Origin of the sequence: Micromonospora sp. DT231 (assembly GCF_049847025.1) — a bacterium.
GTDB lineage: Bacteria > Actinomycetota > Actinomycetes > Mycobacteriales > Micromonosporaceae > Micromonospora.
The window spans coordinates 99,104-124,919 of record NZ_JBNCNO010000001.1 but is presented as its reverse complement, the minus strand read 5'-3'; the positions used below and the strand labels follow the sequence as shown (position 1 = coordinate 124,919).

Sequence of the window (25,816 nt, the reverse complement as noted above, 5' to 3'; positions counted from 1 at the left end):
ACGCGTCACGATCCGGGAGCCCGGGCGGCCGTCGGCCGCCCGGGCTTCCGGCCACGCTCGCGCTGCGGCGGATCAGACGTGCCGTGGCTCCCAGCGGAAGAAGCGGCGGGTCAGCCAGGCGCCGATGACCAGCCACACCAGCAGCACACCGGCCGAGGGCAGCGCGAGCAGGTGACTGTCCCAGAAGCCGAGCGCCCGACCCCCGTCGGTCTGTGCCAGCCAACCGACGCGCAGCATTTCGGTGAACGGGCCGGTCGGCAGGAACCACAGCACCCGCTCAATCGGCGCCGGCAGCGCGCCCAGCGGCAGCAGGGCACCCGGGGTGGCCAGGAAGATCACCATGGACGGCAGGGTGGTCAGCATCGCGGCCTCAGAGCTGCGGGTGACCGCGGACAGCACCGCGGCGAAGGCGGCCATTACCGCGGCGCCCAGCAGCAGCGCGAGCAGGATCACCAGCGGGTGTCGCGGCACCGGCAGGTCGAGCACCAGGATGGCACAGAGCACCAGTACGGCGGTCTGCGCCAGGAAGGTGAGCACGGTGCTGCTGGCGGTGCCGAGCAGGATGGTGCGGTCGGACGGCAGACCCACTCGCATCCGCTTGAGCACGTTCTCCTGCCGGCGCGAGGCGTAGACGGTGGTCAGGTGGTGGTGCACCACGAAGACCATGATCAGCGCGGTTACGCTGACCACCCGGCGCACTCCGGGGACCATCTGGCCGCCGTATCCGCTGGTCAACAGCAGCCCGATGAGCAGCGGAGTGACCACGGAGAGGGCGGTGGCGGTCCGGTTGCGCCGCAGCGCCAGCAGTTCCATGCGCAGCAGTGCGAGCATCTGCCAGGACGGCCGCGCCGCCCGATCCGTCGTGACGGTGGTCATCGAACTTCCTCACGTTCCGGTCGGTGCGCGGCGCTACTGTGCTCGGCGGCGATGTCCAGGAAGACGTCCTCAAGGGTGGCCGGGCGCGCGGAGAGCCCGTACAGCCGTACTCCGGTGGCTTTGGCCCAGTCCAGCAGCCGGGAGAGGTCGTCCTGCAGGTCGCGGGTCTCGTAGGCGACGCGGTCGCCGTCCACCGAGAGCGTGCCGTGCGGCAGATCGGGCAGGTCGGACCCCTCCGGTGAGCGGAACGTGATCCGCGCCGGAAGCGTGTGCACCACCTCCTCGGGCGTCCCGCGAGACACGATGTGCCCGCCCTGCATGATCGCCACCCGGTCGGCGAGCACCTCCGCCTCTTCGAGGTAGTGCGTCGTGAGCAGGATGGTGGTCCCGCCCGCCCGCAGCTCGCGGATGACATCCCAGGTGCGGCGCCGCGAGGCCGGGTCCATGCCGGTGGTCGGCTCGTCGAGGAAGAGCACCTCCGGCCGGCCCATCACGGCCAACGCCAGCTCCAGCCGCCGACCCTCGCCGCCGGAGAGCTGCTCGACGGCGACGTCGGCCCGGTCGGCCAGTTCCACCGTCTCGAGCATGTCGCGGGTGGTGCGCGGACGGACGGTGAGCGCACGCCAGGACTCGATCGTCTCGCGTACGGTCAGGGCACCGGTGAAACCGCCGTGCTGGAGCATCACGCCGGTCCGCGGACGTACCGCGGAGCGGTCGGCGATCGGGTCCAGGCCGAGCACCCGCACCTCGCCGGAGGTCGGCCGCTGCAACCCCTCGAGCGCCTCGATCATGGTGGTCTTGCCGGCGCCGTTGGTGCCCAGCAGGGCGAACATCTCGCCGCGGCCGACGGCCAACGACACCCCCCGGACCGCCTCGAACTCCCCATAGCTGCGACGCAGCTGGTTCACTTCAATGACGACGTCTTCCATGACTCCAGCCTGCCCATCCGGGAACGCAATGCCGATCCCCGAGCTGTCATGATTCGACCGTGTCGTTTGCACGGGTCACCCGTGCACTGCACCCGCCCCCGGCCGTGGTCCTTTCCCGCGCGGTCATCCGGAACAGGACCGGCCCGTCCGGACACAGTGTCAACCGTGGCCGCAGCCGCAACTCCTGCCCGGTGACCCACCGCCCCGACACTCGAGCCCCGTGCACATCCGGTTCTCCGCGGGCTTCCGATTGCCGGCCACCAGCGCGGCCAAGGGCAGCGGGTCTTTAGTGGCAGTGCCTACGATGGCCGGCATGACGGAAATGATCGATTACGCCATGGCGGGTCCGCTGACGACAATCGGCACGGTCCACAAGCCAGCGCTCGACGATTTTCCGACTGAGCCCGTCGACATCTGCCACCTCGTTCACGAGCTCGTCATTCAGCCCACCGACGCAAAAGCGCTCGGAGTCCCCGAGCAACGGTTCGCCGAGAACCAACTGCGTCCTGCCGACGGCATCATCGGTGCCCTGCTCGCCCTCGACCCAGCCCCGCTGACTGCCGCACGTACCCCTGACCGGCGAGTGATCGGCACCTGCCGCCACTTCGCCGTGCTCAGCTGCGCTTTGCTGCGCTACCGCGGGATCGCGGCCCGCGCACGCTGTGGCTTCGCCACGTACTTTCAACCAGGGCAGGGCGTGGACCACTGGATCACCGAGTACCGGCATGACGGCCGCTGGGTGCGGATCGATTCCGAGATCTTGGGTGACTCCCCCGTGGCCGAGCCCGAAGACCTCGCCGCCGGCGAGTTCCTCACCGGCGGCGAGGCTTGGACTGCCTTCCGCGACGGCCGCATCGACGCCGCGCAGTTCGGCGTGTACGGCACCGAGAACTGGGGACCTGCGGAGATTCGAGGAAACGCCGTCAGGGACCTCGCCGCGCTGAACAAGGTCGAGATGCTGCCCTGGGATGAATGGGGGCGCATGGACACCTCCTACCAGGGCAAGACCGGTCCCGACTACGACGCACTCATCGATACGATCTCAGCCGTATGTGCCTCCGACGATCACGGCGCCATCGCCGACCTCTACGCCCGTGAGGACCTGGCAGTGCCGGCTGAGCTCCTGCCCTGAGCGCGGGCGTGCGCACTCGTTACTGCTTCCACCCGCTGACAGTGACGATGCGGCAGCGGGTCACCCGGCCAGTCCGACTCGCCCTCTGACTGACCGTGGTGCCCGCACGGTTGAATGTGTCCCGTGATCGTATGGCTCAATGGCACCCACGGTGCGGGCAAGACGACGACCAGCGCGCTCGTGCAGCAACTGATCCCGGATTCGCGGGTGTTCGACGCCGAGAAGGTCGGCGAGACTCTCATGGACATCACGCCTGGGCTGCCCGAGACGGACAACTTCCAGGATTGGCCGCCGTGGCGGCAGCTCGTCGTCGAGACCGCCCGCCGCGTGCTCGACTACACCGGGGGCACTCTGGTGATGCCCATGACTGTCCTGGTGGAGCAGTACTGGCGCGAGATCAGCACAGGCCTCGCCCAACATGGCGTCCCGGTGAGGCACTTCGTCCTGCACGCCGACCAAGACACCCTCCGCGGGCGTATCGAGGGGGAACACGCCGTCCCCTCCCCGTTCCGCCTGAAGTACCTCCAGCCCTACGCCGAGGCGGCCCGCACGTGGCTACATGCCGAGGCCGAGGTCATCGACACCACGCACCTCACGCCTGCCCAAGCCGCCCTGCAGATCGCCCTCCGAGCTACTGCGGGAAGCCCGGGCTCTGTACCGCCGAAACCCGAGGACGGTTACTGACGGCGGTTGTCCTGCAGCCGGGCGTACCGTCGTCGCGGCCAATGTTGAATCAGCGCGACCGCCGCCGAGACGTCACCGGCGTCGGCGATCAGCGCGATATAGCCGTCGCCTTCCACGGTTGTCAGCCTGGTCGCGTCGGGGGCGCGGTCGCCGGCGCGCAGGGGTGCATCCTCTTCGCGGTCGTCGCGCGCCAGGGCAGATCCGCGGTAGCCAACGTTGAGCTGCGTGGTGCTCGCATCGCGGTTGGATAGCGCCGCGCCCCAGCTCACCGTGGTCAATCACGGCCGGAAGCCAACGCCGCATGAGCACCCGTCGGCTCAGCCGGCTGAGGAGCCTCATCGTTCGGTCGGGGGCGCAATGCGAATGAGACGCGAAACGGCGGCCCGCTGAACCAGTCGGGCCGCCGCTCACAGAGTGTGGATCAGAGCGGGCGGATGTTCTCCGCCTGCGGGCCCTTCTGGCCCTGGGTGACGTCGAACTCCACCTTCTGGTTCTCGTCGAGGCTGCGGAAGCCGCTCGCGGAGATCGCAGAGAAGTGGGCGAAGACGTCGGCGCCGCCGTCGTCCGGGCTGATGAAGCCGAAGCCCTTGTCGGCGTTGAACCACTTCACGGTACCTGTAGTCATGTCTGCTCCTCGCAGGCTGTCAGAGACCGCATCGTGCGGACCCTTACGCCGCTGCGTTGATCACCCGCGTCGAAACGACACGAAAAACGAAAGGCGCCTGGATGGGTTTTAGATACCCCATCAGGCGCCGGATAACGTCTACGGAAATCAAAACTGCAACTCGGTTACCGTAGCACATGATCCGTCGCCGATCCCCTGGCAGTGCGTGGGCCTGGCCACTCATCTGCTTGCCCACCAGGGTCGGACGGCCGTTGACCGGGTTCACGATCGGCTGGAGCACGGTCACCCGCGAAGCGGCACGACGGCGTGATGGTGTGGGTCAGCGACCCCGACCACTGCCGGGTGGAACGCCGCGTCGGCGGCCGGGATCTTCACCTGGTCGAGTCCGGCACGTACGTCCTGCCCCGCGCCCGTGGCCTGGAGATCCTGCGCGCGCCCGGCGCGGACTACCGCTGGGTGCACTCCTTGGACTGGCGCTGGGGCGCAGGCGAATACCTCGACCGCGACCGTGTCGAGGCGACCGTCGACCGTGCCCTCGACATGGAACCGTGGGCGGTGCCGGAGGGCCCGGTTGGCCTGATGCATCTGTCCTACCTGATGTGGTTCCACAACGGCGCGATGGCCAACGGCGCCGCGTGGCCGCTGGACGACTGCACCGCTGAGCAGATCGCCGCGTTCGCCGCGGCCGCAATCTACTTCGGACTCGACGACATCGCCGACCTGATCGGCCGCCTCGAACCAGATGACGCGCTCAGCCACGACTACTGGGATCTCAGCAGCCCGTTCGGCGAGGATGCCTCGCTCATCCGCGACGCGCTCCGATGCACACTCGTCGAGGCCCCGGAGGATTGGGGCTAGGAGGCCTCGTCGGCGGCAGATCTCCGGTACCCCACCGCCGTGCGCGCTCCGGTCGACTGACCGCCGGCCACCGGCGCCCGCCTGTGACCGTGCGGACAGCCGCAAACACGTTTCGCCGATTGGCGTTCGCTTCGTAGGATCTCTGGCGATCGAGGGGGATGAAGCGGTGGGCGATTTCCAGCAGTTCGTGACGGATGTGACTTCGCGTCTGTCCATGATGTCCAAGGGTGAGTTGTACGCCGTCGGCGACGGTCTCGACCGGGACTCGCTCTGGCTCACCTTTCTCGAATCCTTCCCCGCCGGCACCAACCTGCGGTTCCGCGAGCGATCCGAGTACGACTGCTCGACCTGCCGCAGTTTCATCAAGCACTTCGGCAACGTCGTCGAGATCCACGACGGGCGGGTCCGTACCATGTGGTCCGGGGTGTCGGCGTCGGACCCGGTCTTCTCCGTCGTCGCCGCCACTCTGGACGAGTTCGTTCGCTCGCTGCCGTTGTCCACGATCTTCCGGTCCACCCAGGCGCAGTATGGGACGAAGACCACCCGAACGCTGCGCGACGGCCAGGTCGAGGTGTGGCACCACCTGCACGGCCGGGTGGAAAAGCGGCATCGCACCGAGGACGTCGGCGCAGCACAGGGCAACTTCGACGCCGCCGTGCAGGTCTTCCAGCGTGGCCTGGCCGAGCTGACCCAGCACGCTCTGGACACCGTCGTCGACCTCGTCGACAACAACGCCCTCTACCGCGGCGCGGAGCATCGCCCGGCGGTGACCGAGTTCCGCTCGCTGCAGAACCGGTGGACCCGGGCGACCGACCGAGGTGCCTTCGTCTTCGCCAACGCCATGAACCCGGCGGCCCGGTTCCGCAACACGGTGATCGGCACCCTCGTCCAGGATCTCTCCGCGGGCGTCGACCTGGAGCAGGCAGTCCGATCGTTCGAGGCGAAGGTGGCGCCGCAGAATTACCAGCGCCCCACGGCGTTGATCACCCCGGGCATGGTCAAGGCCGCCATGAAAACCATTGCCGAGCTGGGCATCGAGGAGTCGTTGCAGCGACGGTTCGCCCGGCTGTCCGACGTGTCGGTCACCAACGTGCTGTGGGTCGACAACGACGCCCAGGCACGGATGAAGGACGGCATCGAAGGGCTGCTCATGCAGGCCACTCGGTCGTCAGGTGCGCTCCTACGCGGCGCCAAGCCGGAGGAGATTCCCGTGGTCTCCTTCATGAAGGACATCCTGCCCGGCGCCGCCACCATCGACCTGTGGGTCGCCAACACCCACGAGCCGCACCTCGTCAGCCTCACCACCGGCCGGCACCCGGCTGCTCCGCGGTTGTTCAAGTGGGACAACGATTTCGGCTGGTCGTACGGCGGCAACGTCACCGACTCGATCAGGGAGAAGGTCAAGCGGGCCGGCGGCAATGTCACCGGCAAGCTGCGGGTGAGCCTGTCCTGGTTCAACCACGACGACCTGGATCTGCACGTGTACGAACCGAACGGCGACCACATCTGGTACCAGGAGAAGCGCAACAAGCTGGACGTCGACATGAACGCCGGCGGGACGCTCTCCCGCGAGCCCGTGGAGAACGTCACCTGGACCGACCGTGTCCCCGACGGTGAGTACCGGATCGAGGTGAACCAGTACCGCAAGCGGGACAGCACCCAGGTCGGCTTCGTGATCGAGACCGAGAGCGACGGGAAGATCGAGCACTACAGCCACGAGCGCGCGGTCGGCCACAAGGAGACCGTCGAGGTGGGCCGAATGACGGTTGCCGGCGGGGTGATCACCGCTTTCCGGCCGGGTAAGGACGTGCAGCCGGGCAGTGCCGGCAAGGAGTTGTGGGGCATCACCAGCGAACAGTTCGTACCGGTGTCCACCATCATGTACTCGCCGAACTACTTCGACGACAACGAGGTCGGCAACCGGCACTACTTCTTCATCCTGAAGGGGTGCGTGAACGACCAGCCGACGCGGGGGATCTACAACGAGTTCCTCCGCAGCGACCTGCAACCGCACCGCAAGGTGTTCGAAGTTCTCGGCGACCGCACCAAGTGCGAGCCGTCTCCGGATCAGCTTTCCGGCCTCGGCTTCAGCTCCACGGTCCGCAGCTCTGTGGTCGCCAAGGTGACCATGACCAACGGCCGGCGGCGCCTCGTCAGCATCCAGTTCTGATTCCCTGCCCAGAATTTCCAGAGAGGCTACCGTGACCATTTTCGAGAAGGCCACACGGGAGAAGTTCCGCTATCCGTCGGCCAAGGGGCTGCTGACCACGGAACAGCTGTGGGAGCTTCCGCTGACCGCCAAGTCCGGCTTCAGCCTCGATGACGTGGCCAAGGCCGTCAACGCCGAGCTCAAGGCCGTCGACACCGAGTCGTTCGTGGCCACCGAGGCCAATCCGGCCAAGGCAACCTTGGAGACCAAGCTTGAGGTCGTCAAGCACGTCATCGCCGTCCGCATCATGGAGGACCAGGCGGCGAAGGCGGCGGCGGCCAAGAAGCTGGAGAAGGAGAAGCTGCTGGCGGTCCTGGGCCGCAAGCAGGACGCAGTCCTGGAGAACCTGACCGAGGAGGACCTCCTGGCCCGAATCAACAACCTGTAGCCTGCCGACTATCAGCGTCCGCCAGCGGGCCCGCACATCGCCGAGAAGTGCTGTCGCAGCATGGCCGAGCTGGTCGAGCGCACCGAGCTGTACGTCGATGTCGACTATCGGGTGTTCGCGATGATCGACGACAGCAACGACCGGCGCAACGTGCCGCCCCCGCCGCACGAGCTCGATCAATGGGTCAGCTCGACGCCGGGCTACGTGGTGGTCGAGAACATCGACGACGCCGTGGTGCTGGGTAGCGACATTCGGCTGGAGACCTGGGACGGGCCGGCCGACTTCGATCCGGCCGGCTGGGACCGCAGCGACGTCCTCGAGGTGGTCTTCGAGTCGGGCGTCCTCGGGTTCTCCAGCGGCACGGCCGGCGGCATCGCCGACGCCTACCGCCTTCCGCCGGGCCGCCGATGGAGCGTACGGCTGGCCTGGCGTACCGAGCCGCCACCCGCTGCGGACGAGCTGCCGACCGCGTCGGTCCTCATCCAGTTCAGCCCGGCCTGAACCGCCGAGCCGACATGTCGCGGTCGGGGGGCCTGTCCCCGTGAGTGCGGCAACACCCACGGGGACGCTGACTCTTGGCGCTACTCAGCGCTCAAAGCGGGCAGGCACCCACCGGCCGCGGGCCATGCGACCGTGGTCACGGCGATCCGGCGGCGCACGATGAGCACCGCGAGGCGGCATCCGCCGGTCACCGCGATCCTGACCGGAGATGACGGCCTGGTGGTGACGGACCAGATCGCGAGCCAGGAGGTCACACGTCGGCTTCGAGAGCGAAGGTGTTGCCGTCGGGGTCCTGGAACCACGCGATACGTCCACCTCCGGCCCGCGCGGTGATCCCCTTGGCGTCGTACTCGAGCTGCTCGTAGCGAACGAACTCGACGCCGGACGAGGAAAGTTCCTCGACAATCCGGTCGATGTCGTCGACGTACCACGTCGCCAGCGTCGCCGGGGTCTTCCCGGCAGTGACCGACTGGTACACGTTCAACGCCGGCCCGCCACCGGAGCCATAGACGCGGCTGCCGTCGGCGATGGTGGCGCTGGGGCCGGACCGCAACGCCCGCAGGCCCAGCGCGCCTTCGTAAAAGGCCACGGCCTTCTGAATGTCGGACACGGCGACCGAGGTTCTGAGGTGGTAAGCGCTCAAGGGCATGAACCACTCTGGCAGGTAACCCACGAATCGTGGCGCCGAACCGACGACCTGTTCCGGTGCCCTTCGATCCGGGAAGTGACCGTGACGACAGGCCCCGACCCCGCCCCGCAGATCACGGCTGCCTGTATCACCAGCGCCGGCGGCATCACCGATGCGTGTCGCGGGAGTGGCGGTACCGCAAGCCTGGCTACGCGACCTGCGGTGCCGCCACTGGGAAGTCCACCGGTTACCCACCATGGCGACGACGGTCGAATTCGACGCTGCCACCCGCGTCGATGAGGACGGTTACCACATCACGGGGCTGATCGTCGTGCCGTGGCCGCCCGCTCGAGGCGGGACCGCTCGTGGCAGCGGGCTCGCGCACTGTTTCGTCCGCTCGCGAATACCGAAAGAGACACTCTCGGCAGCCGCTCTTGACAGGGCAGTGTCAGCGCCGCCTAACGGGTATGTCCTTGGTAAGGCAGGTGGTCCCGTCCGGGCTGGCGAGTGGCGCCGACTGGTATCCCTCGCTGTGGTACAGGTCGATGTTCCGCAGGCTCTTGCTGCCGGTGACCAGCATGACGCGACGGCAGTCGGGTTCGGCGGCGGCTTCGGCGGTGCGCAGCAGCCACCGGCCCAGCCCTTGGCCTCGCAGGTCGGGCACGACGGCGAGGCGACCCACGTGCCAGTCGGTGTCGATCCGACGGGTCCGCACCATGCCCAGCAGTCGACCGTCTAGCCAGACGCCCGTGGTGTGCCAGGTCGCCAGCCACTCGCGCACCTCCTCCGGCGACTCGTGCAGGGCCGGTATGGCCAGGGTGTCGTTGACGATGGCCTCGTCCACCCAGCAGCACCGCTGCAGCACGGTGACCTGGGGCGCGTCGTCGGAGGTCAGCCGTCTCGCGTAGGACCCTGGCAGGGGGCCGGGCAGGGCCCCGACTTGTGCGCGTTCGCGCAGCGGCCGTAGGGCGTGGGCGACCCGGACCAGTTCGTCCAGCAGGCCGATACCCGCCGTGTCGCGGGCTGCGTCGGGCCGCAGTCGCCCATTCTCCGTTGCGTCACCGATTCGGATCGCGACCGTGGCGCCCAGCGGAACCAGGCGCAGTGTGGTCACCACCTGCTTGGCGTGCTGAACCGAGCGGGTGCCCGCTGATGTGTTGCCGTAGCTGACGAAACCGATCGGCTTCCATGCCCACTCGCGGCTGAGGTAGTCCAGCGCGTTCTTCAGGGCCGCTGGCATTCCGTAGTTGTACTCCGGCGTGACCGCGATGAACCCGTCCGCCGCGTCGACGATCGCGCTCCACCGGCGTGTGTGCTCATGCTGGTAGACACCCGACGACGGATGTTCCTCCTCGTCGAGGAACGGCAGGTTCAGATCACCGAGAGCCACCGGTACAAGCTCGACGCCGAGTTCCGCGGCACGAGGGGTGATCGCTTCGATCAGCCACCGTCCCACCAGGGGGCCGAGGGCGCCTGGACGGGTGCTGCACACAAGCGCAAGGACACGGACCGGTTTTGTTGACATGGAAACGAAGTGTAGGTGCTAAATTGATTACATGTCAACGAAGCCGCCGGCCAGGACGGTACGCTGGTTAAACCCTGACGAGGAGCGAGCGTGGCGGGCGTTCCTGCGCGTAGTGGTCTCGGTTCAGACCGGCACGGCGCGTGATCTGGCTGCGATCGGGCTCTCCGAACCCGACTACGAGGTACTGAGCACTCTGTCGGAGCGACCCGGCCACACCAGCACCCTGGGGGAACAGGCCGACAAGATGGGCTGGTCACGCAGCCGGCTGTCCCGGCACGCCACCCGGATGGAGACGCGCGGTCTCTTGAGGCGCACACCCGACCCCACCGACGGCAGAGGCTGCATCCTCGTCCTCACTGCACAAGGTCTGGACGCACTCGAAAAAGCCGCACCGGCCCACGTCGAGTCGGTACGACGCCACCTCATCGACCGACTCGCCCCAGAAGACCTCATCGCCATTGAACAGATCTCCCGGAGGCTGGAAGAACCCGAAGCCGTCGACGATCAACCACCCAGACGGCACCCTTCGACATAGCGGGTTGTCGTGCCCGAGGCCGGCGCGGATTCCCGCTCCAGCCTCGGTCGTTCGTCATCCGCGCAGCGCGCGATGGTCAGGATGGCCTGGAACCGGACGGCCACCTTGTCGTAGCGGGTGGCCACGCCGCGGTGGCGCTTGAGCCTGTTGATGCCGTTCTCGACGGCATATGCATCCGGTAGAGGTCTCGGTCGAACTTCGGTGGGCGTCCACCGCGGCTGCCCTTGGCCTTGCGGTGGGCGTCCTGGTCGGTCCTGCTCGGGATGCACGCCTTGATGCCACGCTTACGCAGGTAGGCGGTGATAGGGGGCGCAGGACCGGGATGAACTGCGGGCTGTCACCACGATCGTCCAGGTGATCCGGTCTTCCGCGTCTCCGGTGGCCTGTGACGCGGCCAGGATCTTGTCCCAGGTTCCATCGCGCTGCCAACGACGGAACAGGTCGTAGAGCGTCTGCCATGGTCCGTACTCGGCCGGGACGTTACGCCAGGGCGACCCGATCCGGACCCACCCCCTGATCCCGTCGATGAGCTGCCGTTTCTCGCACTTCGGCGGACGACCCTTCACCGACGCGGCAGGCAGGGCAAGCGGAGATGCGGTAGCTGGCTGAACTTCAGAGCGTGACGTCTACCAGCACCTTGCCGACCGCGCCGGCCTCCACTGCTCGGTGAGCGTCGGCGGTGCGGTGCAGCGGGAAGCGGTGCAGTGGCAGGCCGTGTTCTTCGCCGACCGGCAGGACACCGTCGTGGAGAGCGGCGGTGACGTCCTCGACGGCTGCGGCGCGTGCCTGTGGGCCAGCCGTGTAGAGCACCAGGAACTGCAGGCGGGTGTTCAGCACCATGTTCTGCCCCACGTTCAGCTCGACCGTATGTCCGCCCTGGTTGGCGTACGTCGCGATCGTGCCGCGGGTACGCAGCACGGCGAGGTCCAGAGTGAGGTTCGCGCCCAGCGCCACCTCGGCGACGATGTCGACGCCGTCCGGGGCGATCGCACGGATGGCGGCGGCCGGGTCGCCCTCGCGATAGTTGATGACGTGGTGGGCGCCGGCCGCGGTGGCGAGCTTCGCCTTCTGCGGGCCGCTGACCGTGCCGATCACGGTGGCGCCGGCCCATCGGGCAAGCTGGATCACTGTATGCCCGACCGCGCCGGCCCCGCCGGCGGCGAGCACGACCTTGCCGTCGAGTACGCCGGGGTGTAGGCGGCGTGGCCCGTCCTCGGCGACGGTGAGTGCGCGGTGTGCGGTGAGCGCGGGGACGCCGAGCGAGGCGCCGACGTCGAAACTGGCCTCGTCTGGCAATGGCACGGCCTGATCGGCGGGTACGACGGTGAACTCGGCGGCGGTGCCGGTGGGCCGCCCGGCGGCGGCCATGAACAGCCACACCCGCTGACCGACCCGGCTCGGGTCGACGCCGTCACCGGCGGCGTCGATCACACCGGTGCCGTCGAGGTGCGGGGTGATCCCGGAGGACAGCTTGCGGTGGGCGGTGCCGGAGCGGGCCTGCCAGTCGGTCGGGTTGACCCCGGACACGGCAACCCGGACGCGGACCTCGCCGGGTGCGGGCGTGGGTCGGTCACGCTCGACGAGTTGGAGAACGTCGGGGCCGCCGGTGTCTCGGTAGATGATCGCCTTCATGATCCATCCCTTGTTCGATCTGCATCGTACCGTTCGAGCCGTGTCGAACAGTACGACGAGAGTCGAACATTCCGCAAGACGTCGCTAGGCTTCGTCTCGTGACCGAGGTGATCGAACCCGCCATCGAGACCGTGACGATCGACGTCGTGCTCAGCGCGCTTGCCGACCCGGTGCGGCTTACGCTCGTGCGCGCCCTCGACGCCGCTGGGGACTGGACCTGCGGCAGCGACGTCCTCAAGGACACCGGCGTCACCATCGGCAAGTCAACGCTGTCGCACCACATCAAGGTGCTGCGCGGTGCCGGCCTGATCCGCACGCGCGTCGACGGCATCCGCCGACTGGTCACGCTTCGCTACGCCGAGGTGGAACAACGCTTTCCCGGCCTGCTGACCCTGCTCCGCGAACACGACCCTGCCCGTGCCGCCGCGAAGGCACCCGCCTCAACCCCATGACACGTGAACCGGGGAGGTGAATGGCGGGTCCCGTCGCGGCCCGGGGCCGCCGACCGCCGACCGCCGACCGCCGACCGCCGACCGCCGACCGCCGACCGATCGTGAGCTGACAGCCCAGTGCTTTCATTCGCAAACAGCGAGGTCAGGTCGAGAGTCAACGGACAGTTTGCGGCAGTTTGCCTAACAGGTTGTGGCGGCAGATAAGGGGTAGCGGCTAGCCGACGTTGCGGGTGCGAGCCGCGATTCGGATCGTGGTGCCTGCGGGTCCGCTGGCGACGAGAAGGTAGTCGGCCATTTGCCCGACCATCCATAGGCCCATCCCTCCGCCGCCGGTCAAGGGCGGTCGCTCGGCGCCCGGAACGTAGTGAGCGGTGTTGAAGCCCCGCCCCTGGTCAGTCACTTCACACATGAGCTGACCGTCCAGGAACAGGCATACAAAACCTCTACCTCCCCCATGTCGAATCGCGTTGATCAACAATTCGTTGACTGCGGTCACCCAGTCCTCAATCTCGTCGTGGCCGAGGCCGCACCGGCGACTGACTACCTCCACCTCGTTGCGAACGCGGGCGAGGTCCGTGAGGGCGAACGACGTCGAGAAAACGGGCCTCCCGGAGGTCGGCGCATGCTGGTCGCGAGGTGGGACCACCACTGCATCCCCTCTCCATCCGGACGTGGAGGCCATCGGCCTTGCCGATAGCGCGACAGAGTGTGGTCTCCGAAACGGGCTCACGGACGACAAGGCATCAATCCGACAGGAGAAGGTACCCCACGTCGAAGACGCGACACTGTTGATCTCGATCCCGGCGCGCCATCGACGGCGTGCCGACGTCTACGCTGCCTGAGTGGCTGGTGCCGAGGTGGTGACGAATGAGGAGCGGCTGCGTCGTATCGAGGCGATCACCGATGCCGCCCTGTCGGGCCTGGCCACCGCCGAGTTGCTCGACGAGTTACTCGAACGGGTCCGAGACCTGCTCAAGGTCGATACCGCCACCATCCTGCTGCTCGAGGGTCACACTGGCGAACTCGTCGCGACAGCGGCCAAAGGGCTGGAGGAGGAGGTGCGCCGGGGCTTCCGCGTCCGGGTCGGACGCGGCTTCGCCGGCCGGGTGGCGGCCACACGGGCGCCGGTCACGATCTATGACGTCACGCCTGACGACGTGGTCAATCCCATCCTGCTCACCACGGGTGTACGTGCCCTGCTGGGCGTGCCCATGCTTGCCAACGGCAACCTCGTCGGCGTACTGCACGTCGGCTCCTTGACCCTGCGGCAGTTCGGTCCCGACGATGTGCGGCTGTTACAACTCGTCGCCGATCGAGCCAGCTCCGCAGGCCAGGCCCGAGCGCAGATCCTCGACCGGCAGGCAGCGCTCGCCCTGCAACGCAGCCTGCTACCCGCCCGGCTACCCGAGATTCCCGGCCTAGACCTGGCCGCCCGGTACGTACCCGGCCACGACCTCGGCATCGGCGGTGACTGGTACGACGTTTTCATGTTGCCCTCGGGCTGGCTGGGTGCCGTCATCGGCGACGTCTCCGGCCACGGGCTGCCATCGGCCGTCGTCATGGGACGCATCCGCAGCGCGCTGCGTGCCTACGCACTCGATGCCGACGACCCCGCCAAGGCGCTGACCTCCCTCGACCGAAAGATCTACCACTTCGAGGCCGGCACCCTCACCACCGCCGTCTACGCCCTCATCGCACCCGACCACGCGACAGTTCACCTCTCCAGCGCAGGTCATCTGCCACCGCTGCTGGCTGTCCCCGGCCAACCCACCCAGCTCGTCAACCTGGCGGTGGACCGGCCACTCGGTGTGGGCCGACCAATGACCAGTCGCCGCACCACCGTTCTCGACCTGCCGCCGGGTGCAACGCTCGTCTTTTACACCGACGGACTCGTCGAACGCCGCAACGAACTGATCGACACCGGCATCGAGCGCCTCGCCGCGGCCGTGCGAGCCGGGCCGGCCGAGGCATTGTGCGACCACATCATGGCCACCACCGCCGAGGACCAGCCCAACGACGACATCGCCCTGCTGGCCATCGGCCGCCAATCACCAACCGACGCTCGTTGACCTTCCGTACCCCGCCCTGCCCGGCCGGCAACACCACCGCCTCGGCACCGGCCCCGTGCTGTTCACCCGCCGCCGGAAGCGCGCTGGTCGAACCGACTGACCGATAGTCCCCGCCAGGTAGGTCGGGTGAAGGTTCTCGTGTCGTGGATGAGCGCCACCCGGCAACTCGCGCATAGGCGTCGCCTGCACTTCTGGGGCGGACAGAACCTGTTGCAAGTTGGCCAGGTTCGCAAACATGAACGATGCCAACGACCACTCCGCAACGGACAAGCCGGTCGCCCAGGTGAGCGAACGCGCGTTCGAGCTTCGCGGGTCCGACCGAGCCGATGACGGTCCGCCACACCTCCCGTGGGCTGTGGTACCCGTCGGTGCCCTCGATGAGGATTTCCAGGGTGGCGCTGGCCGCGATACCCGGAACGGAGTTTGTCGAGGCGGCGCGTCGCCTCCGCGCAGCGCCAGCGCTTCATGGGCACCAGGATGGCCATCGAAGACCAACAGGCCGTTGCGTCCGGACGGACGGGCTGTGCCTGCTTGACCAGCATGGCGACGATTTCGGAAGAAGATGGCCGGTCCGGCCGGTCCGGTCCGGTCCGGGCTGGCTGGCTGGCTGGCTATGCGGGGAGCGGGTGTGCTGCGCCGTCGATGGATTCGCAGGTGGACAGTGCCGCTGGTCGGGGGTGGCGCGGCGATCGTCATGGTGGGGGTGGCGGTTCTCAGCAACCAGGCGTACAGCGCGGGCCGACTCCACTGGTGGCGGCTGTCCGGTGCTCTGGTGACGGCTGCAGCTTGTGTTCGGACGCGTCGTGTCGTGTCGCCGTCGGGTCGCGGCTTCGCCGGTCAGGTCTTCGGGGCCGGGGCCTGAAACGTGCGTCGGTAGTGCTGCGGCGTGACTCTCAGCGCCGTGTGCAGGTGTTGCCGCAGCAGGGTGGCGCTGCCGAAGCCTGCTTCGGTGGCGATCCGTTCCACCGGCAGGTCGGTGCTCTCCAGCAGGGTCCGGGCGCGGTCGATGCGTCGGGCAATCAGCCATTGCAACGGTGTCACGCCCATCTCGGCGACGAAGCGTCGGCTGAAGGTCCGCTTCGTCATGGTGGCGTGCTGGGCCAGGTCGGCCAGGGAGAGTGGCTGGTCCAGCCGGGCCAGCGCCCACGCCCGGGTCGGGCCGGTTCCCGCCGACGACGCGGGCAGAGGCGGATGGGCGATGAACTGGGCCTGGCCGCCGTCTCGCCAAGGGGCCACGACGCAGCGGCGGGCGGCGTCGTTGGCGATCGACGCGCCGTGGTCGGCGCGCACGATGTGCAGAAACAGGTCGATACCGGCTGCCGCTCCCGCCGAGGTCAGGACACGACCGGCATCGACGAACAGCACATCCGGGCGGATCTCGACGGCTGGGAACAGTGCGGCGAACCGGTCGCTCAGCGCCCAATGGGTGGTCGCGGCGAGCCCGTCGAGAAGGCCGGCCGCAGCGAGGATGAAGGCCGATGTGCAGGTGCTCACCAGGCGGGTGGCCGGATCCAGGGTGTGCAGCAGTTCGGCGACCCGGGGGTCGAGCTGGCCGGCGGTGAGCATGGCGGTGGACGGCTCCTGGGTGGCGACCACGACCGTGTCGGCCTGGGCGAGCGCGCGGCGGTCGTGCTGTACCTGGATCGTGAATCCGGCGTTGGTGCTGATCGGCGTGCCGTCGAGGGAGCAGGTGACGATGTCGTAGAGCGGCCGGCCGGCCGGGTCGTGCGCCTCGTTGAGCACCCGGGCCGGGATGCCGAGATCGAAGGGGATGACGCCGTCGAGGGCGAGCACGGCAACACGATGGGGCATGGCACGAATCTTACGCACTACGTCGTTATAGCCACTGTTGAAGGACGGCCGCGGTATCAAGACTGGGATCATGAGCGAGAACGTCACCATGAACGCGGTCCGTCAGCACACCTTCGGCGGTCCCGAGGTCCTGTCCGTCGAACGCGTCGAGCGCCCCGCGCCCCTGCCCACTGAGGTGTTGGTCCGGGTTTACGCCGCCGGTATCAACCCGGTCGACTGGAAGACCCGCGGTGGCACCGGCATGGCTGGGGTGCTCGGCGCGCCACCGTTCGTCCTGGGCTGGGACGTCGCCGGTGTGGTCGAGGAGGTCGGCTTCGGCGTCACCACGCTGGCCGTGGGCGACCGGGTCTACGGGATGCCCTGGTTCCCGCGGGCCGGCGGCGGTTACGCCGAGTACGTCACTGCGCCGTCGCGGCAGTTCGCTCGGATGCCCGCCGGCCGCTCGTTCGAGCAGGCGGCCGGTGTGCCCTTGGCCGGGCTGACCGCGTGGCAGGCGCTGGTGGACACCGCCGGCGTGCGGCCGGGGCAGCGGGTGTTGATCACCGCTGCTGCCGGTGGGGTGGGGCACCTCGCGGTGCAGTTCGCCAAGCACCTGGGCGCGTACGTGATCGCGGTTGCCGGCCCGCGCAACCAGCAGTGGCTTGCCGAACTGGGTGCCGACGAGGTCGTCGATTACACCACCGGCCGCTTCGAGAAGGAGGTCAGGGACGTCGACGTGGTGCTCGACCTGGTCGGTGACGCGTACGACGCCACCAGCACCCGGTCGGTCGAGACGCTGCGTCCGGGCGGGCTGTTGGTGGCCGTACCGGCCGGGGTCTCGCCGGAGCTGGCCACGGTCGCGGCCGCCGCCGGAGTCCGCGTCACCGGCTTCCTGGTCGAGCCGGACGGTCCGGCGTTGGCGCGGATCGCCGCGCTGATCGAGCAGGGCACCGTCACCGTCGAGGTCGCCAAGGTCCTTGCGCTGGCCGAGGTCGCTGCCGCCCACCGCGAAGGCGAGCAGGGGCACACCCGGGGAAAGATCGTGCTCCGCGTCGCCGACGACCGGGCCTAGTACTCCGGCCGCACTTGGTTAATTCCGAGTTTTAGCAGTTCGCGGGCAGGATACCCGTCCGAGCCGCGCAGGTAGCGCAACGTTTTACGTCGATGCTATTCGTGCGATGGCTCAGGTGATCGCACTATCTGTCTGTTGTGGCCCGTGAGTCGCGGGGCAGGCTCCCGTGCTTGTGGTGATCGATGAGATTGTGGGCTGGCGGGCGGGTCTGGATGATCTGCTGGCGCGGTTCGCGCATCGGTTCGGGCGTGCGGAGCCGCGCCGACAGGCGCTTACCTACCTGGTCGGGCTGTTGTCACCGCTGGCGAGCAAGAACGGCTGGACCCTGGCCGAGGCCGCCGGCGATACCACGCCGGATCGGATGCAGCGGCTGCTCAACAAGTCAGCGTGGACCCCGGACGCGGTCCGCGACGACCTGTTCGCCTACGTGGCGGAACATCTCGGTCACGACGACGGGGCGCTGATCGTCGACGAGACCGGCTTCCTGAAGAAGGGGATCTCTTTGAGTGTTGGAGTCGGCGCCAGCAGGTCATCCCCGAACCGAACCCGAGTTCCTGGGGCAGGTACTCCCACGGAATCGCGGTGTAGAGCACGAACAGGATCCCGCACAACACCTTCCGGTCATCGAGGGGCTTACGGCCCGGGAACCGGCGCCGGCGAGGCGGTCGAGGTGGCAGCAGCGCTTCGATCTCGGCCCAGAGGTCGTCCGAGACGATCCACGGCGGCTGCTCACCCCTCCTCACGTTCAGACGGTTACGCCCAACATCATTTCGTTAGGAGATCTTAGTCGCTGATGTTGCCTGATCCGTAAGGGGTGCCCTCGATTTCCAGGCGGTACAAAGCGTAGAGGCCGTTCACTTTCCCACTGGTGCACCCGAAATAGGACACGCTCCCCGACTTGACGACCTTCCCGTTGTAGTAGTCGCGGATTCTGAATGATTCGCCGCCCTGAAATGGCGTACAGACATTGTACTTGATGTAGTGCCCCGACCCGTTCGCCGGAATGTAGTAGGTCTCGCACGATCCCGAGATCGGACCGCTGACGGTACAACTAACGGAGTTCGCGAATGCAGGCGCTACGATGAATGTGCTGGCCAACACTCCCACTGCGACCGCGGCAAGCATACGTGCCTTCGAGCGCGCAATAGTGATCATAGATTCCCCTTACAATGGAAAAGGTCCACTGGAGACTAACTCACCATGAAGATCGAAGACAGGGCTGTGCAAATTACGGCTCCGCGAAGTTAACGGGAGTGTGGATCTAACGGTGTTTCCGGCCTGATCCATCGGGCGTTGTGCCTGGTGAGGCGGGTGCCGTGACGACCGCGACACGGATCGACCAGACCGGAGCTAAGAAGCGGGCGGAGCCGTCGACTGAGGCGAAGGCCGCCGCCGAGCTGGTCCGGGCGGTGGCGCAGCGGGTGCGTAGTCGCTGTTCGACGGGGTTGCGGAAGCCGTAGGCGTCGCGGGCGACGGTCTTGATGACACGGTTGGTGCCTTCGGAGCCGGCGTTGGTGATGCCGGTGCGGATGAATGCCAGGATGTGGGGCCACCAGGTCGGTCCAGACTGCGGCACGGGTGGTAACTCGCCATGCCTATGGCGTAAGGCTCAGGCCGAAGACGGCCGGGACCCTCGGGCAGCGGGGTACCCCTCCAAGTCGCCAACAGCTAGCCTCAACGACGCTCTCCAAGAGTTCAGCCGCGCGGTCCGCGCCCAGCTCGGCGCAGAAGACCCAGAGGCGGTTCTGCACGACGACTGAGAAACCGACCGGGCTCCAGACGGAGCTGCGGTGGGCGCTCCGTCGACAGGCAACGCCAGTCACCCGACGTCTCGCTTACAAGTTCTGAGCGCTCCGTCCATGAGGCGGAAAGCGGTGGATCAGTGCCCGAGGTCAGAGACGTGCGCGGACGCGCACCTCCCCGTCTGGAGAGAGGTTTTGCGGGCCGTGGAAGCGCACTCGAGAACGGTCCACGATCGTCCGCATATGTCCGGCGGGAGGTGGGCCCACGTCACTCAGGTCGTCACAACGCCCGTGGTCGGACTCTCGTCCCACCATTAGCATAACGGACATGTCGTTCGGAGGCGTTGTGATGGATGCGGGACTCACCGCGCTAGCAGTGGCCGTTGTCGGCGTCATAGGTACGCTTTTGTCCCCCGTCCTCGCTCAACGGTCCACCGCCCGGGCGAATCGGGTCGCCGCCGAGGTGGATCGGGAACTCCGTCGCGAGGAACGGGACGCCGTCGCGCGCCAGGTCGCGTTCGAGGAACGGCGGACCGAGTACACGGCGCTCAATGCATTGGCCCGTACGTGTCGGAACCAGTTCAAGGCGTGCGCTCGCTCTGCGAAGTCGAATGCGCTTGTTCCTGAGCAGGTGACTTCCGCGCGAGAGGCATGGATCGCGTACCAGGACCGGTACGACAGCGCGCAGATGATCTTGCCGGACGAGATACTCGCTCTCGCCTCGCAGCTCAACCGCTTATTAGCCGCGGGGTATCGACAGGTGCAGGGGCTCACCTCAGCCGATGGTCCCGACCCTGAGACGATCGTCGTTTTCTGCAATGGAACGATACTCGACCTGGTTACCCAAATGCGGCACTTGATGCGTACCGACCTGGGCGTGAGCAGGTCGCTCGTCCCGTCCAGCCAAGGGCCTCAGGCGTAATTGGTCGCATCGTCCACTGTGCGCCAGCTCCATGGCAGGGTGACCTGATGTGCACGACCAACGGCGCCTTGTGCGTATGTGTGCCCAGCGCGTTGATCAGTGACATCCCGCCGGAGCGGGCCGCCGAGATGCCTCGCGATGCCCGTCCTTGATCGGACAACCCTCTTGTCGCCCGCGTTACTGATCGTCAGTTGCCGACTCCATATGGTGAGGGCTGTTGTTGATTCAGCACTTAGGAGGAGTTCCGTGACCCAACCGATCACCACCGGCACCGCGCCGGCCGCGCCGCAGAACGCGGTCATGGCGGCTTTCGCGGGCGGCACCCGTGTGGTTATGGCCGGCGAACTGCACTCCCGCATAAGGCACGACGAGGAGATCGCGATCTGGCGAGCACAGGGCGTCACGGTCCTGTACGAGGAGGGCGCGCTCCCCCTCCTCCCGGGTCACGGCCTGCCGGCCGCGATCGGACTCGACAGCCCGCTGATGGGTCTCGTCGCGTGCGCCGGCGAGATCGTTGGGCTGCTCACCGACGAGCACGTCGACGAGTGGGTTGCCGACGGCGACAGGAGTCGTCAGAAGAAGCTCGTCGACGACTTCGAGGCCGTCGACCTGGCGGCCGGCGACAGCTTCGCCGCGCTCAGGAAGGAGCTGGCGAGCACCGGCGCGAGCAAGGACAGCCCCTCCGCCAAGAAGGGCGAGATGCTGCGCAACTACGTCCAGTCCATCACCGACACGGTCCGCACCTACCACCGCGCGACCCAGATGGACCGGATGCGGACGGCCGCCTCTACCCGGGCCGCTCTCAGGGTGAACGTCGTCGCCCTGCGGTCCGAGATCAAATCGGCGCTGCCGTTGGAGGACCCGAGCCTCGCCCAGTTCGCCGACCGACCAACGGTCGCCCGATCGGCCGCCATGCTGCTGCGCCTGAACCGGTTCGCGCAGTACGCCGCTCAGCCGACGGTCTGGAAGGTCGGCGAGGACCACATAAACGACGCCGTGGCGCTGGGCGGCGGTCACCTGGCACCGGTGCCGGGTGCGCTCGTCATGCCCCGCCCGCAGTACATTGCCGCTTTCCGACAGTTCCTGGACCCGGTCCGTGTGGCCGAGACACAGCAGTTCTTTCGGGACAACCCGAACGCCGTCCGACCCGTGATGCACTACATGTACGACAAGGGCTGGGTCTCCTGAAACGGAACGGGGTGCGCCACCGCGATCGGTGGCGCACCCCGCTTGTGCCCGTGCTCAGGAGTTGGCGAGGTCCTCGTCCAGGGCGGTCATGAACTCGTCCGTGGTCTGCCACGTCGCGTCCGGCGAAATCAGCGGGGCCAGGGCCTTTGTCATCTGGTGTTCGTACGGTCAGGGCGCGAGGCAGGTGCCCTGAGGTAGCGGGCCGGCGGCGGATACCTGGTCCGGATCCTTGTGGAGGCGCTGGTATCCGTAGACGCAGACCTGTCCGACGAGGACTCCGAAGGTGACGGTGTCGGCATCGGCGGGATCGTCGGGGCGGGCCAACCGGACCTGGGGGTGATTCTCGCTGACCGTCGCCAACAGCGACCTGACATGGTCCGGTGTCGCCGGTTGCTCGGCCCAGGCCATGACGGCGTCGCAGGGTTCGTGTGTGACGTTGCAGCGATTGATGACGTTACCGGAGAGAGCGCGCGCGACGGACTGTCGGGCGGTCTCGGCGGCCCGTGCCTGAGCGGGGTCCAGCGGCGTGCGTCGGGCGAGGTCGGCGAGGAAGCGATCACAGTAGTCGGCGTCGGCGTCGCTGTTCCTGATGCAGGCGACACCGGGTCGCGACGAGCCGGGTGCGTCCTGGCCGGCGGATTTGCCGGTGGAGGCCGGCCCGCAGCCGTTGAGCGCGACGGTCACGATGGCCGCCCAGGACGCGAGCCGCCGCCGGCGGCGGCGAGTCGGGTGCGGCGTGTTCGGTGGTGTCATGACCGGACGCTGGGCCAGTGCGGCCAGGACTGCCGGATCTGCGGCGACGTGTCGGCGGTGCGCGGCCATACCCGTAGCCGGTACACGTCGGCGGCGTCGTCGTCGCCAGCCTCGGGGAAACGGGCGGACACCCGCAGCCGGCACGGGCCGGCCGTGGTGAGGCGGGCGGTGCCGTCCTCTATCTCGCCGGTCGTGAGGAAGAGCTCCAGCCTCCCGCTCGGCGCGTCGATGTCGATGTCGACTTCGTGATCCCAGTCGTGTCGGTCGTCCGGCGGCTCGTCGGCCCATTCCTCGACGGTGAATGGGGTGCCGCTGCTGTCCGCGTGGGGTGTCACGATGGTCACGATGCCGTCGGCGGCGCCCACGAAGCGCCCGGATTCGACTGCGTCGTCCCACGAGTCGTCGAGGCCTGCCAGGTCGCCGCCTTCCGCGTCGCTGACCAGCACCTGGCCGTGTTGCACCCAGACCGACGCGCGATGGACCGCGAGTGGCACTGCCATGCCGGTCAATGTACCTCCGCAGCGGGGTGCGGCGGCTGCCGCCGCCGCACCCCCGTGGTCATTTCTGGATGTTCACCCGCCCCGAGGTTATGGTTTTCGGTACGGCCGCGTCGACGTCGTAATCGGCGCCTCGGCTGGTGTCTAATGTGGTGGCTTCGGTGGGATAGCTGTTCGGCCCGCCGGTCCAGACGACCATGCGGAACCGGTCCGGTCCTGGTCGACAGCCCGGAGCGCCGCCGTTGACGCATCCGTCATAGCCGTAGAAGACGAAGCCGTAGCCGTTCTCCTTGTACTGCGGATCCGTGTTGAGGATGCGGTGCAACGGCGGATCGGTGCGGCTGCCCGTGAACTTGCCCGGGATCCTCTTGTCGCGCGGGGGACTGACGAGCGGGTACGTCGGGTTGGGGTTGTCCTGAGCGTCGCGGATGTGCACTGCCACCTCGGCGACTCCGTCAGTGGGTTTCGGAGCCCTGTCAGGCGTGGAGTAGTCCAGGTGAGGAATGACGTCGTTGAAGATGCACGCCTCAGGTTGCTGCTCTTTGAATTCGTACGTGCAGCGACGGCAGTCAGCCGTCGAATCCCCCGTCGTACGCTGGTCGAGACACTATCGAAGGCGGCCTTGTTCTTACATTGACCATTGGGAATGCGACCCGGCCGCGATGTCGACGCGGGGGCCCACGGTCTGGATCCCTGCACGGGTCGGCGGTCAGCCGCGTGTGTCGAGCGGGACGTGCAGCGAGAGGTGCGAGGACAGGGCGCGGAGGAAGTCCGGGGTGTCGAAGGCCGCGCCCGCGGAGGCGACGCCGGTGGTCCTGGTCCGGCCGGTGAGGATGCGGTCGACGGCCTCCACCGCGAGCGGCGCGCTGATGGCGTAGATGTCCTGACCGGCGGCGACCACGCGGCGTTCCGCTCCGCCGGAGCGGACGAGGACGTCGACGACGAAGGTCTGCGCGGAGCGGCCGCGCTCGTCGACGGCGGTCGGTGCCGAGGCGTCAGGAGCGGACAGGTCCGCGGCCGCCTTGGCGGTCATGTAGGTGCGCACCTCCGGGATGGCCAGGTGGCTGGGAATGGTGACGACGTCGGCCATGGTGAACTCTGCGATGACGCTCTGGGGGCCGAGCGGAGCCGGGAAGGGCCACTCCAGGGTCGGCAGAGTGTCGTCGTGGTACTCCAGCCGTCCGCCGGTGTAGCGGACACGGCGGCCACCCCGTCGCTGCCCCGAGACCGCGCCCGCAACACGTGTTCCGGCGGTGGGGTGCCAACTGCTCAGGCCGTAGGCGATGTGCGCCTCGTCCGCCGCCGTCCAGTCACCCATCGCGGTGGTGACCAACAGGTCGCCGAGGCCGCCGTAGAAAGCCATCGCAGGGACCACCACGGTGCCCGCGGCGCGGGCGCGCTCCGCGAAGTGCGCGAAGGTGTCAAGGTTCGCCTCGATCTCGGCCGCCACGTCGACATACGGGATGCCGGCGCGCAGCGCCGCCTCGACCAGCGGGGCTGCGGTCGTGGCGAAAGGCCCGGCGCAGTTGATCACGGCGGCCGCGCCGTTCAGCGCACGGTCGAGCGAGGCTGGATCGTCGACCGACGCCTGCCGCGCCTCGAGCCCCGGGTGGGCCTGCGCCAGCGCCAGCAGCTTGTCCTCGTCGCGACCGAGGAGCAGCGGGACGTGTCCGCGCTCGCGCAACTCCGCGACCACGAACCGCCCGGTGTGCCCGTAGGCCCCGAACACTGCCACGTTCCGACCTGATCCCATGTCTGCTCCCGCGTGCTCGAAGTGATCCACTACGGAAATCCTGTCCCCGTTTGCCCATCGGTGACAGTGTCCGGAACGACACGACCCGTACAATTCCCGACATGAGTTCTGTCCCGCGTTCCGTCGCGGTCGCCGCTACCGACGGGATGCTGCACTTCGAGCTGGCCCTGGCCTACGAGGTCTTCGGTTCCACCCCGGCCGCCCTGCCAGGCCCTTGGTACGACGTCCAGGTGTGCGGCACGCACGCCGTCCGGGTCGGCCGGTTCCTGCTGGAGCCGGACTGCGGGCTCGACCGGCTGGCGCACGCCGACACCGTGATCGTCCCCGCCCTGGCGGACGTCGACGAGGACCCGCCGGCCGACCTGGTCGAGGCGGTGCGTGCGGCCCACGAGTCGGGCGCGCGGGTGGTCTCCCTGTGCACGGGCGTGTTCGTGCTCGCCGCCGCCGGCCTGCTGGACGGGCTACACGCGACCACGCACTGGGCCCACACCGCGCAGCTGGCCGCGCGCTATCCCCGGGTGACGGTCGACCCGGACGTGCTCTACGTCGACAACGGCAGCGTGCTTTCGTCCGCGGGCAAGGCCGCAGCGATGGACCTGTGCCTGCATCTGGTCCGCCGCGACCACGGCTCGGCGATCGCCAACGTGGTCGCCCGCCGCCTGGTCGTGCCGCCCCACCGGGCCGGTGGCCAGGCCCAGTTCGTCACCACACCGGTGCCCACCCAGGACGGCCATCCCCTGGCCGAGCTGCTCCCCTGGGCGATGCGGCGGCTGGACCAGCCGCTCACCGTGGAGGACCTGGCCCGCCAGGCGAACATGAGCTCGCGCCACCTGGCCCGCCACTTCCACTCGGTAACCGGCACCACCCCGCTGCAGTGGCTGCTGACGCAGCGGATCCGCCGCGCGCAGGAGCTGCTGGAGACCACGGACGACAGCGTCGACACCATCGCCTCGGCCGCGGGCATGGGCACGGCGACGACACTGCGCCGCCACTTCCACCGCACGATCGGCGTACCGCCGGACGCCTACCGCCGCACGTTCCGGGCGTGAGGCTGC

28 protein-coding genes and 5 pseudogenes are annotated in these 25,816 nt (G+C 68.1%); 15 read left to right on the top strand and 18 right to left on the bottom strand.

All coding sequences use genetic code 11. The annotated features are described in order from the left end of the window. Nucleotides 1-72: 72 nt before the first annotated feature. Both ACPXBU_RS00515 and ACPXBU_RS00510 read right to left on the bottom strand, forming a co-directional pair. A complete protein-coding gene (locus ACPXBU_RS00515) occupies nt 73-876 on the bottom strand; it encodes an ABC transporter permease (RefSeq protein WP_425755567.1) in 804 nt (267 codons plus the stop codon). Beyond that, nucleotides 873-1,805 carry an ABC transporter ATP-binding protein gene (locus ACPXBU_RS00510; RefSeq protein ID WP_425755565.1) on the bottom strand — a complete coding sequence of 311 codons (933 nt, stop codon included), beginning with the start codon at nt 1,803-1,805 and terminating at the stop codon, nt 873-875. The genes ACPXBU_RS00515 and ACPXBU_RS00510 overlap by 4 nt, the downstream gene beginning before the upstream one ends. A gap of 313 nt (nt 1,806-2,118) precedes the next feature. On the opposite strand from ACPXBU_RS00510, the gene ACPXBU_RS00505 reads away from it, so the two are divergent. Then, nucleotides 2,119-2,937 (top strand): transglutaminase domain-containing protein, encoded by an 819-nt coding sequence (locus ACPXBU_RS00505; protein ID WP_425755563.1) that lies wholly within the window; start codon nt 2,119-2,121, stop codon nt 2,935-2,937. Between the two features lie 123 nt (nt 2,938-3,060). Beyond that, the gene (locus tag ACPXBU_RS00500) at nt 3,061-3,621 is read left to right on the top strand and encodes an AAA family ATPase (RefSeq protein ID WP_393368147.1); all 561 of its coding nucleotides are present in this window, start codon (nt 3,061-3,063) and stop codon (nt 3,619-3,621) included. Here ACPXBU_RS00500 and ACPXBU_RS00495 read toward each other — a convergent pair. Together ACPXBU_RS00495 and cspE are read right to left on the bottom strand one after the other, a co-directional pair. Further along, a complete protein-coding gene (locus ACPXBU_RS00495; RefSeq protein ID WP_425755561.1) occupies nt 3,615-3,899 on the bottom strand; it encodes a hypothetical protein in 285 nt (94 codons plus the stop codon). The two genes, ACPXBU_RS00500 and ACPXBU_RS00495, sit on opposite strands and share 7 nt — an antisense overlap. A 143-nt stretch (nt 3,900-4,042) precedes the next feature. Continuing rightward, nucleotides 4,043-4,246 (bottom strand): transcription antiterminator/RNA stability regulator CspE, encoded by a 204-nt coding sequence (gene cspE / locus ACPXBU_RS00490; protein ID WP_043326981.1) that lies wholly within the window; start codon nt 4,244-4,246, stop codon nt 4,043-4,045. Nucleotides 4,247-4,555: 309 nt separating this feature from the next. On the opposite strand from cspE, the gene ACPXBU_RS00485 reads away from it, so the two are divergent. From ACPXBU_RS00485 to ACPXBU_RS00470, 4 genes are all read left to right on the top strand, one after another. Continuing rightward, nucleotides 4,556-5,104 (top strand): hypothetical protein, encoded by a 549-nt coding sequence (locus ACPXBU_RS00485; protein WP_425755559.1) that lies wholly within the window; start codon nt 4,556-4,558, stop codon nt 5,102-5,104. 217 nt (nt 5,105-5,321) lie between these two features. Continuing rightward, nucleotides 5,322-7,274 carry a hypothetical protein gene (locus tag ACPXBU_RS00480; RefSeq protein ID WP_425756668.1) on the top strand — a complete coding sequence of 651 codons (1,953 nt, stop codon included), beginning with the start codon at nt 5,322-5,324 and terminating at the stop codon, nt 7,272-7,274. Nucleotides 7,275-7,305: 31 nt separating this feature from the next. Beyond that, nucleotides 7,306-7,701, top strand: coding sequence for a hypothetical protein (locus ACPXBU_RS00475; protein ID WP_425755557.1), 396 nt, complete (start codon nt 7,306-7,308; stop codon nt 7,699-7,701). A 60-nt stretch (nt 7,702-7,761) separates the two neighbouring features. Next, a complete protein-coding gene (locus ACPXBU_RS00470) occupies nt 7,762-8,202 on the top strand; it encodes a hypothetical protein (protein ID WP_425755555.1) in 441 nt (146 codons plus the stop codon). Between the two features lie 250 nt (nt 8,203-8,452). Here ACPXBU_RS00470 and ACPXBU_RS00465 read toward each other — a convergent pair whose 3' ends face one another. Both ACPXBU_RS00465 and ACPXBU_RS00460 read right to left on the bottom strand, forming a co-directional pair. Continuing rightward, nucleotides 8,453-8,812: a VOC family protein gene (locus tag ACPXBU_RS00465; protein ID WP_393368140.1), complete on the bottom strand. Its 360-nt coding sequence runs from the start codon at nt 8,810-8,812 to the stop codon at nt 8,453-8,455. Between the two features lie 466 nt (nt 8,813-9,278). After that, nucleotides 9,279-10,355, bottom strand: a complete 1,077-nt coding sequence (locus ACPXBU_RS00460; RefSeq protein ID WP_425755553.1) for a GNAT family N-acetyltransferase — start codon at nt 10,353-10,355, stop codon at nt 9,279-9,281. 31 nt (nt 10,356-10,386) lie between these two features. Here ACPXBU_RS00460 and ACPXBU_RS00455 point away from each other — a divergent pair, with 31 nt between their 5' ends. Next, nucleotides 10,387-10,890, top strand: coding sequence for a MarR family winged helix-turn-helix transcriptional regulator (locus tag ACPXBU_RS00455; RefSeq protein ID WP_425755551.1), 504 nt, complete (start codon nt 10,387-10,389; stop codon nt 10,888-10,890). Here ACPXBU_RS00455 and ACPXBU_RS00450 read toward each other — a convergent pair. The 3 genes and pseudogenes from ACPXBU_RS00450 to ACPXBU_RS00440 all read right to left on the bottom strand — a co-directional run. After that, nucleotides 10,860-11,238: pseudogene (locus tag ACPXBU_RS00450) on the bottom strand (hypothetical protein); the annotation flags it as partial. The gene ACPXBU_RS00455 and the pseudogene ACPXBU_RS00450 overlap by 31 nt on opposite strands. 2 nt (nt 11,239-11,240) lie before the next feature. Then, nucleotides 11,241-11,471: pseudogene (locus ACPXBU_RS00445) on the bottom strand (transposase); the annotation flags it as partial. Nucleotides 11,472-11,502: 31 nt separating this feature from the next. Further along, entirely contained in the window at nt 11,503-12,522 is a 1,020-nt protein-coding gene (locus ACPXBU_RS00440) for an NADPH:quinone reductase (RefSeq protein ID WP_425755548.1), read from the bottom strand. 98 nt (nt 12,523-12,620) lie between these two features. Between ACPXBU_RS00440 and ACPXBU_RS00435 the strand changes: the two genes are divergently transcribed. Beyond that, a complete protein-coding gene (locus ACPXBU_RS00435) occupies nt 12,621-12,974 on the top strand; it encodes an ArsR/SmtB family transcription factor (RefSeq protein WP_425755546.1) in 354 nt (117 codons plus the stop codon). Nucleotides 12,975-13,188: 214 nt separating this feature from the next. Here ACPXBU_RS00435 and ACPXBU_RS00430 read toward each other — a convergent pair whose 3' ends face one another. Continuing rightward, nucleotides 13,189-13,656 carry an ATP-binding protein gene (locus tag ACPXBU_RS00430; RefSeq protein WP_425755544.1) on the bottom strand — a complete coding sequence of 156 codons (468 nt, stop codon included), beginning with the start codon at nt 13,654-13,656 and terminating at the stop codon, nt 13,189-13,191. Nucleotides 13,657-13,816: 160 nt separating this feature from the next. Between ACPXBU_RS00430 and ACPXBU_RS00425 the strand changes: the two genes are divergently transcribed. After that, nucleotides 13,817-15,043, top strand: a complete 1,227-nt coding sequence (locus tag ACPXBU_RS00425) for a PP2C family protein-serine/threonine phosphatase (RefSeq protein ID WP_425755542.1) — start codon at nt 13,817-13,819, stop codon at nt 15,041-15,043. Between the two features lie 837 nt (nt 15,044-15,880). Here the strand turns inward: ACPXBU_RS00425 and ACPXBU_RS00420 are convergent. After that, the gene (locus tag ACPXBU_RS00420; RefSeq protein ID WP_425755540.1) at nt 15,881-16,945 is read right to left on the bottom strand and encodes a GlxA family transcriptional regulator; all 1,065 of its coding nucleotides are present in this window, start codon (nt 16,943-16,945) and stop codon (nt 15,881-15,883) included. Between ACPXBU_RS00420 and ACPXBU_RS00415 the strand changes: the two genes are divergently transcribed. Together ACPXBU_RS00415 and ACPXBU_RS00410 are read left to right on the top strand one after the other, a co-directional pair. After that, on the top strand, nt 16,926-17,906 hold the full coding sequence (locus ACPXBU_RS00415) for an NADP-dependent oxidoreductase (RefSeq protein ID WP_425755538.1): 981 nt from the start codon (nt 16,926-16,928) through the stop codon (nt 17,904-17,906). The genes ACPXBU_RS00420 and ACPXBU_RS00415 overlap by 20 nt on opposite strands. Before the next feature lie 190 nt (nt 17,907-18,096). Beyond that, nucleotides 18,097-18,423: pseudogene (locus tag ACPXBU_RS00410) on the top strand (transposase); the annotation flags it as partial. Here the strand turns inward: ACPXBU_RS00410 and ACPXBU_RS00405 are convergent. Together ACPXBU_RS00405 and ACPXBU_RS00400 are read right to left on the bottom strand one after the other, a co-directional pair. Continuing rightward, nucleotides 18,401-18,622: pseudogene (locus tag ACPXBU_RS00405) on the bottom strand (transposase); the annotation flags it as partial. The pseudogenes ACPXBU_RS00410 and ACPXBU_RS00405 overlap by 23 nt on opposite strands. A gap of 67 nt (nt 18,623-18,689) precedes the next feature. Then, complete coding sequence (locus tag ACPXBU_RS00400; RefSeq protein ID WP_393368118.1) at nt 18,690-19,061, bottom strand: hypothetical protein; 372 nt, start codon at nt 19,059-19,061, stop codon at nt 18,690-18,692. 161 nt (nt 19,062-19,222) lie between these two features. Between ACPXBU_RS00400 and ACPXBU_RS00395 the strand changes: the two genes are divergently transcribed. Continuing rightward, nucleotides 19,223-19,366: a hypothetical protein gene (locus ACPXBU_RS00395; RefSeq protein WP_425756715.1), complete on the top strand. Its 144-nt coding sequence runs from the start codon at nt 19,223-19,225 to the stop codon at nt 19,364-19,366. On the opposite strand, the pseudogene ACPXBU_RS00390 reads toward ACPXBU_RS00395, so the two are convergent. Then, nucleotides 19,309-19,464, bottom strand: a pseudogene (locus ACPXBU_RS00390) (transposase); the annotation flags it as partial. The gene ACPXBU_RS00395 and the pseudogene ACPXBU_RS00390 sit on opposite strands and share 58 nt — an antisense overlap. A 512-nt stretch (nt 19,465-19,976) precedes the next feature. On the opposite strand from ACPXBU_RS00390, the gene ACPXBU_RS00385 reads away from it, so the two are divergent. Both ACPXBU_RS00385 and ACPXBU_RS00380 read left to right on the top strand, forming a co-directional pair. Beyond that, nucleotides 19,977-20,570: a hypothetical protein gene (locus tag ACPXBU_RS00385; protein WP_425755536.1), complete on the top strand. Its 594-nt coding sequence runs from the start codon at nt 19,977-19,979 to the stop codon at nt 20,568-20,570. A gap of 246 nt (nt 20,571-20,816) precedes the next feature. Beyond that, a complete protein-coding gene (locus ACPXBU_RS00380; RefSeq protein WP_425755534.1) occupies nt 20,817-21,758 on the top strand; it encodes a hypothetical protein in 942 nt (313 codons plus the stop codon). Between the two features lie 168 nt (nt 21,759-21,926). Here the strand turns inward: ACPXBU_RS00380 and ACPXBU_RS00375 are convergent, their stop codons facing one another. The 4 genes from ACPXBU_RS00375 to ACPXBU_RS00360 all read right to left on the bottom strand — a co-directional run bounded on the left by ACPXBU_RS00375 (nt 21,927) and on the right by ACPXBU_RS00360 (nt 24,761). Then, nucleotides 21,927-22,511, bottom strand: coding sequence for a hypothetical protein (locus ACPXBU_RS00375; protein ID WP_425755532.1), 585 nt, complete (start codon nt 22,509-22,511; stop codon nt 21,927-21,929). Beyond that, nucleotides 22,508-22,957 carry a hypothetical protein gene (locus ACPXBU_RS00370; protein ID WP_425755530.1) on the bottom strand — a complete coding sequence of 150 codons (450 nt, stop codon included), beginning with the start codon at nt 22,955-22,957 and terminating at the stop codon, nt 22,508-22,510. Before ACPXBU_RS00370 ends, ACPXBU_RS00375 begins: the two co-directional genes overlap by 4 nt. Before the next feature lie 112 nt (nt 22,958-23,069). Continuing rightward, entirely contained in the window at nt 23,070-23,450 is a 381-nt protein-coding gene (locus tag ACPXBU_RS00365; RefSeq protein WP_425755528.1) for a hypothetical protein, read from the bottom strand. A 267-nt stretch (nt 23,451-23,717) separates the two neighbouring features. Then, entirely contained in the window at nt 23,718-24,761 is a 1,044-nt protein-coding gene (locus ACPXBU_RS00360; RefSeq protein WP_425755526.1) for a saccharopine dehydrogenase family protein, read from the bottom strand. A gap of 101 nt (nt 24,762-24,862) precedes the next feature. On the opposite strand from ACPXBU_RS00360, the gene ACPXBU_RS00355 reads away from it, so the two are divergent. Further along, nucleotides 24,863-25,810 (top strand): helix-turn-helix domain-containing protein, encoded by a 948-nt coding sequence (locus ACPXBU_RS00355; RefSeq protein WP_425755524.1) that lies wholly within the window; start codon nt 24,863-24,865, stop codon nt 25,808-25,810. Nucleotides 25,811-25,816: the final 6 nt, after the last annotated feature.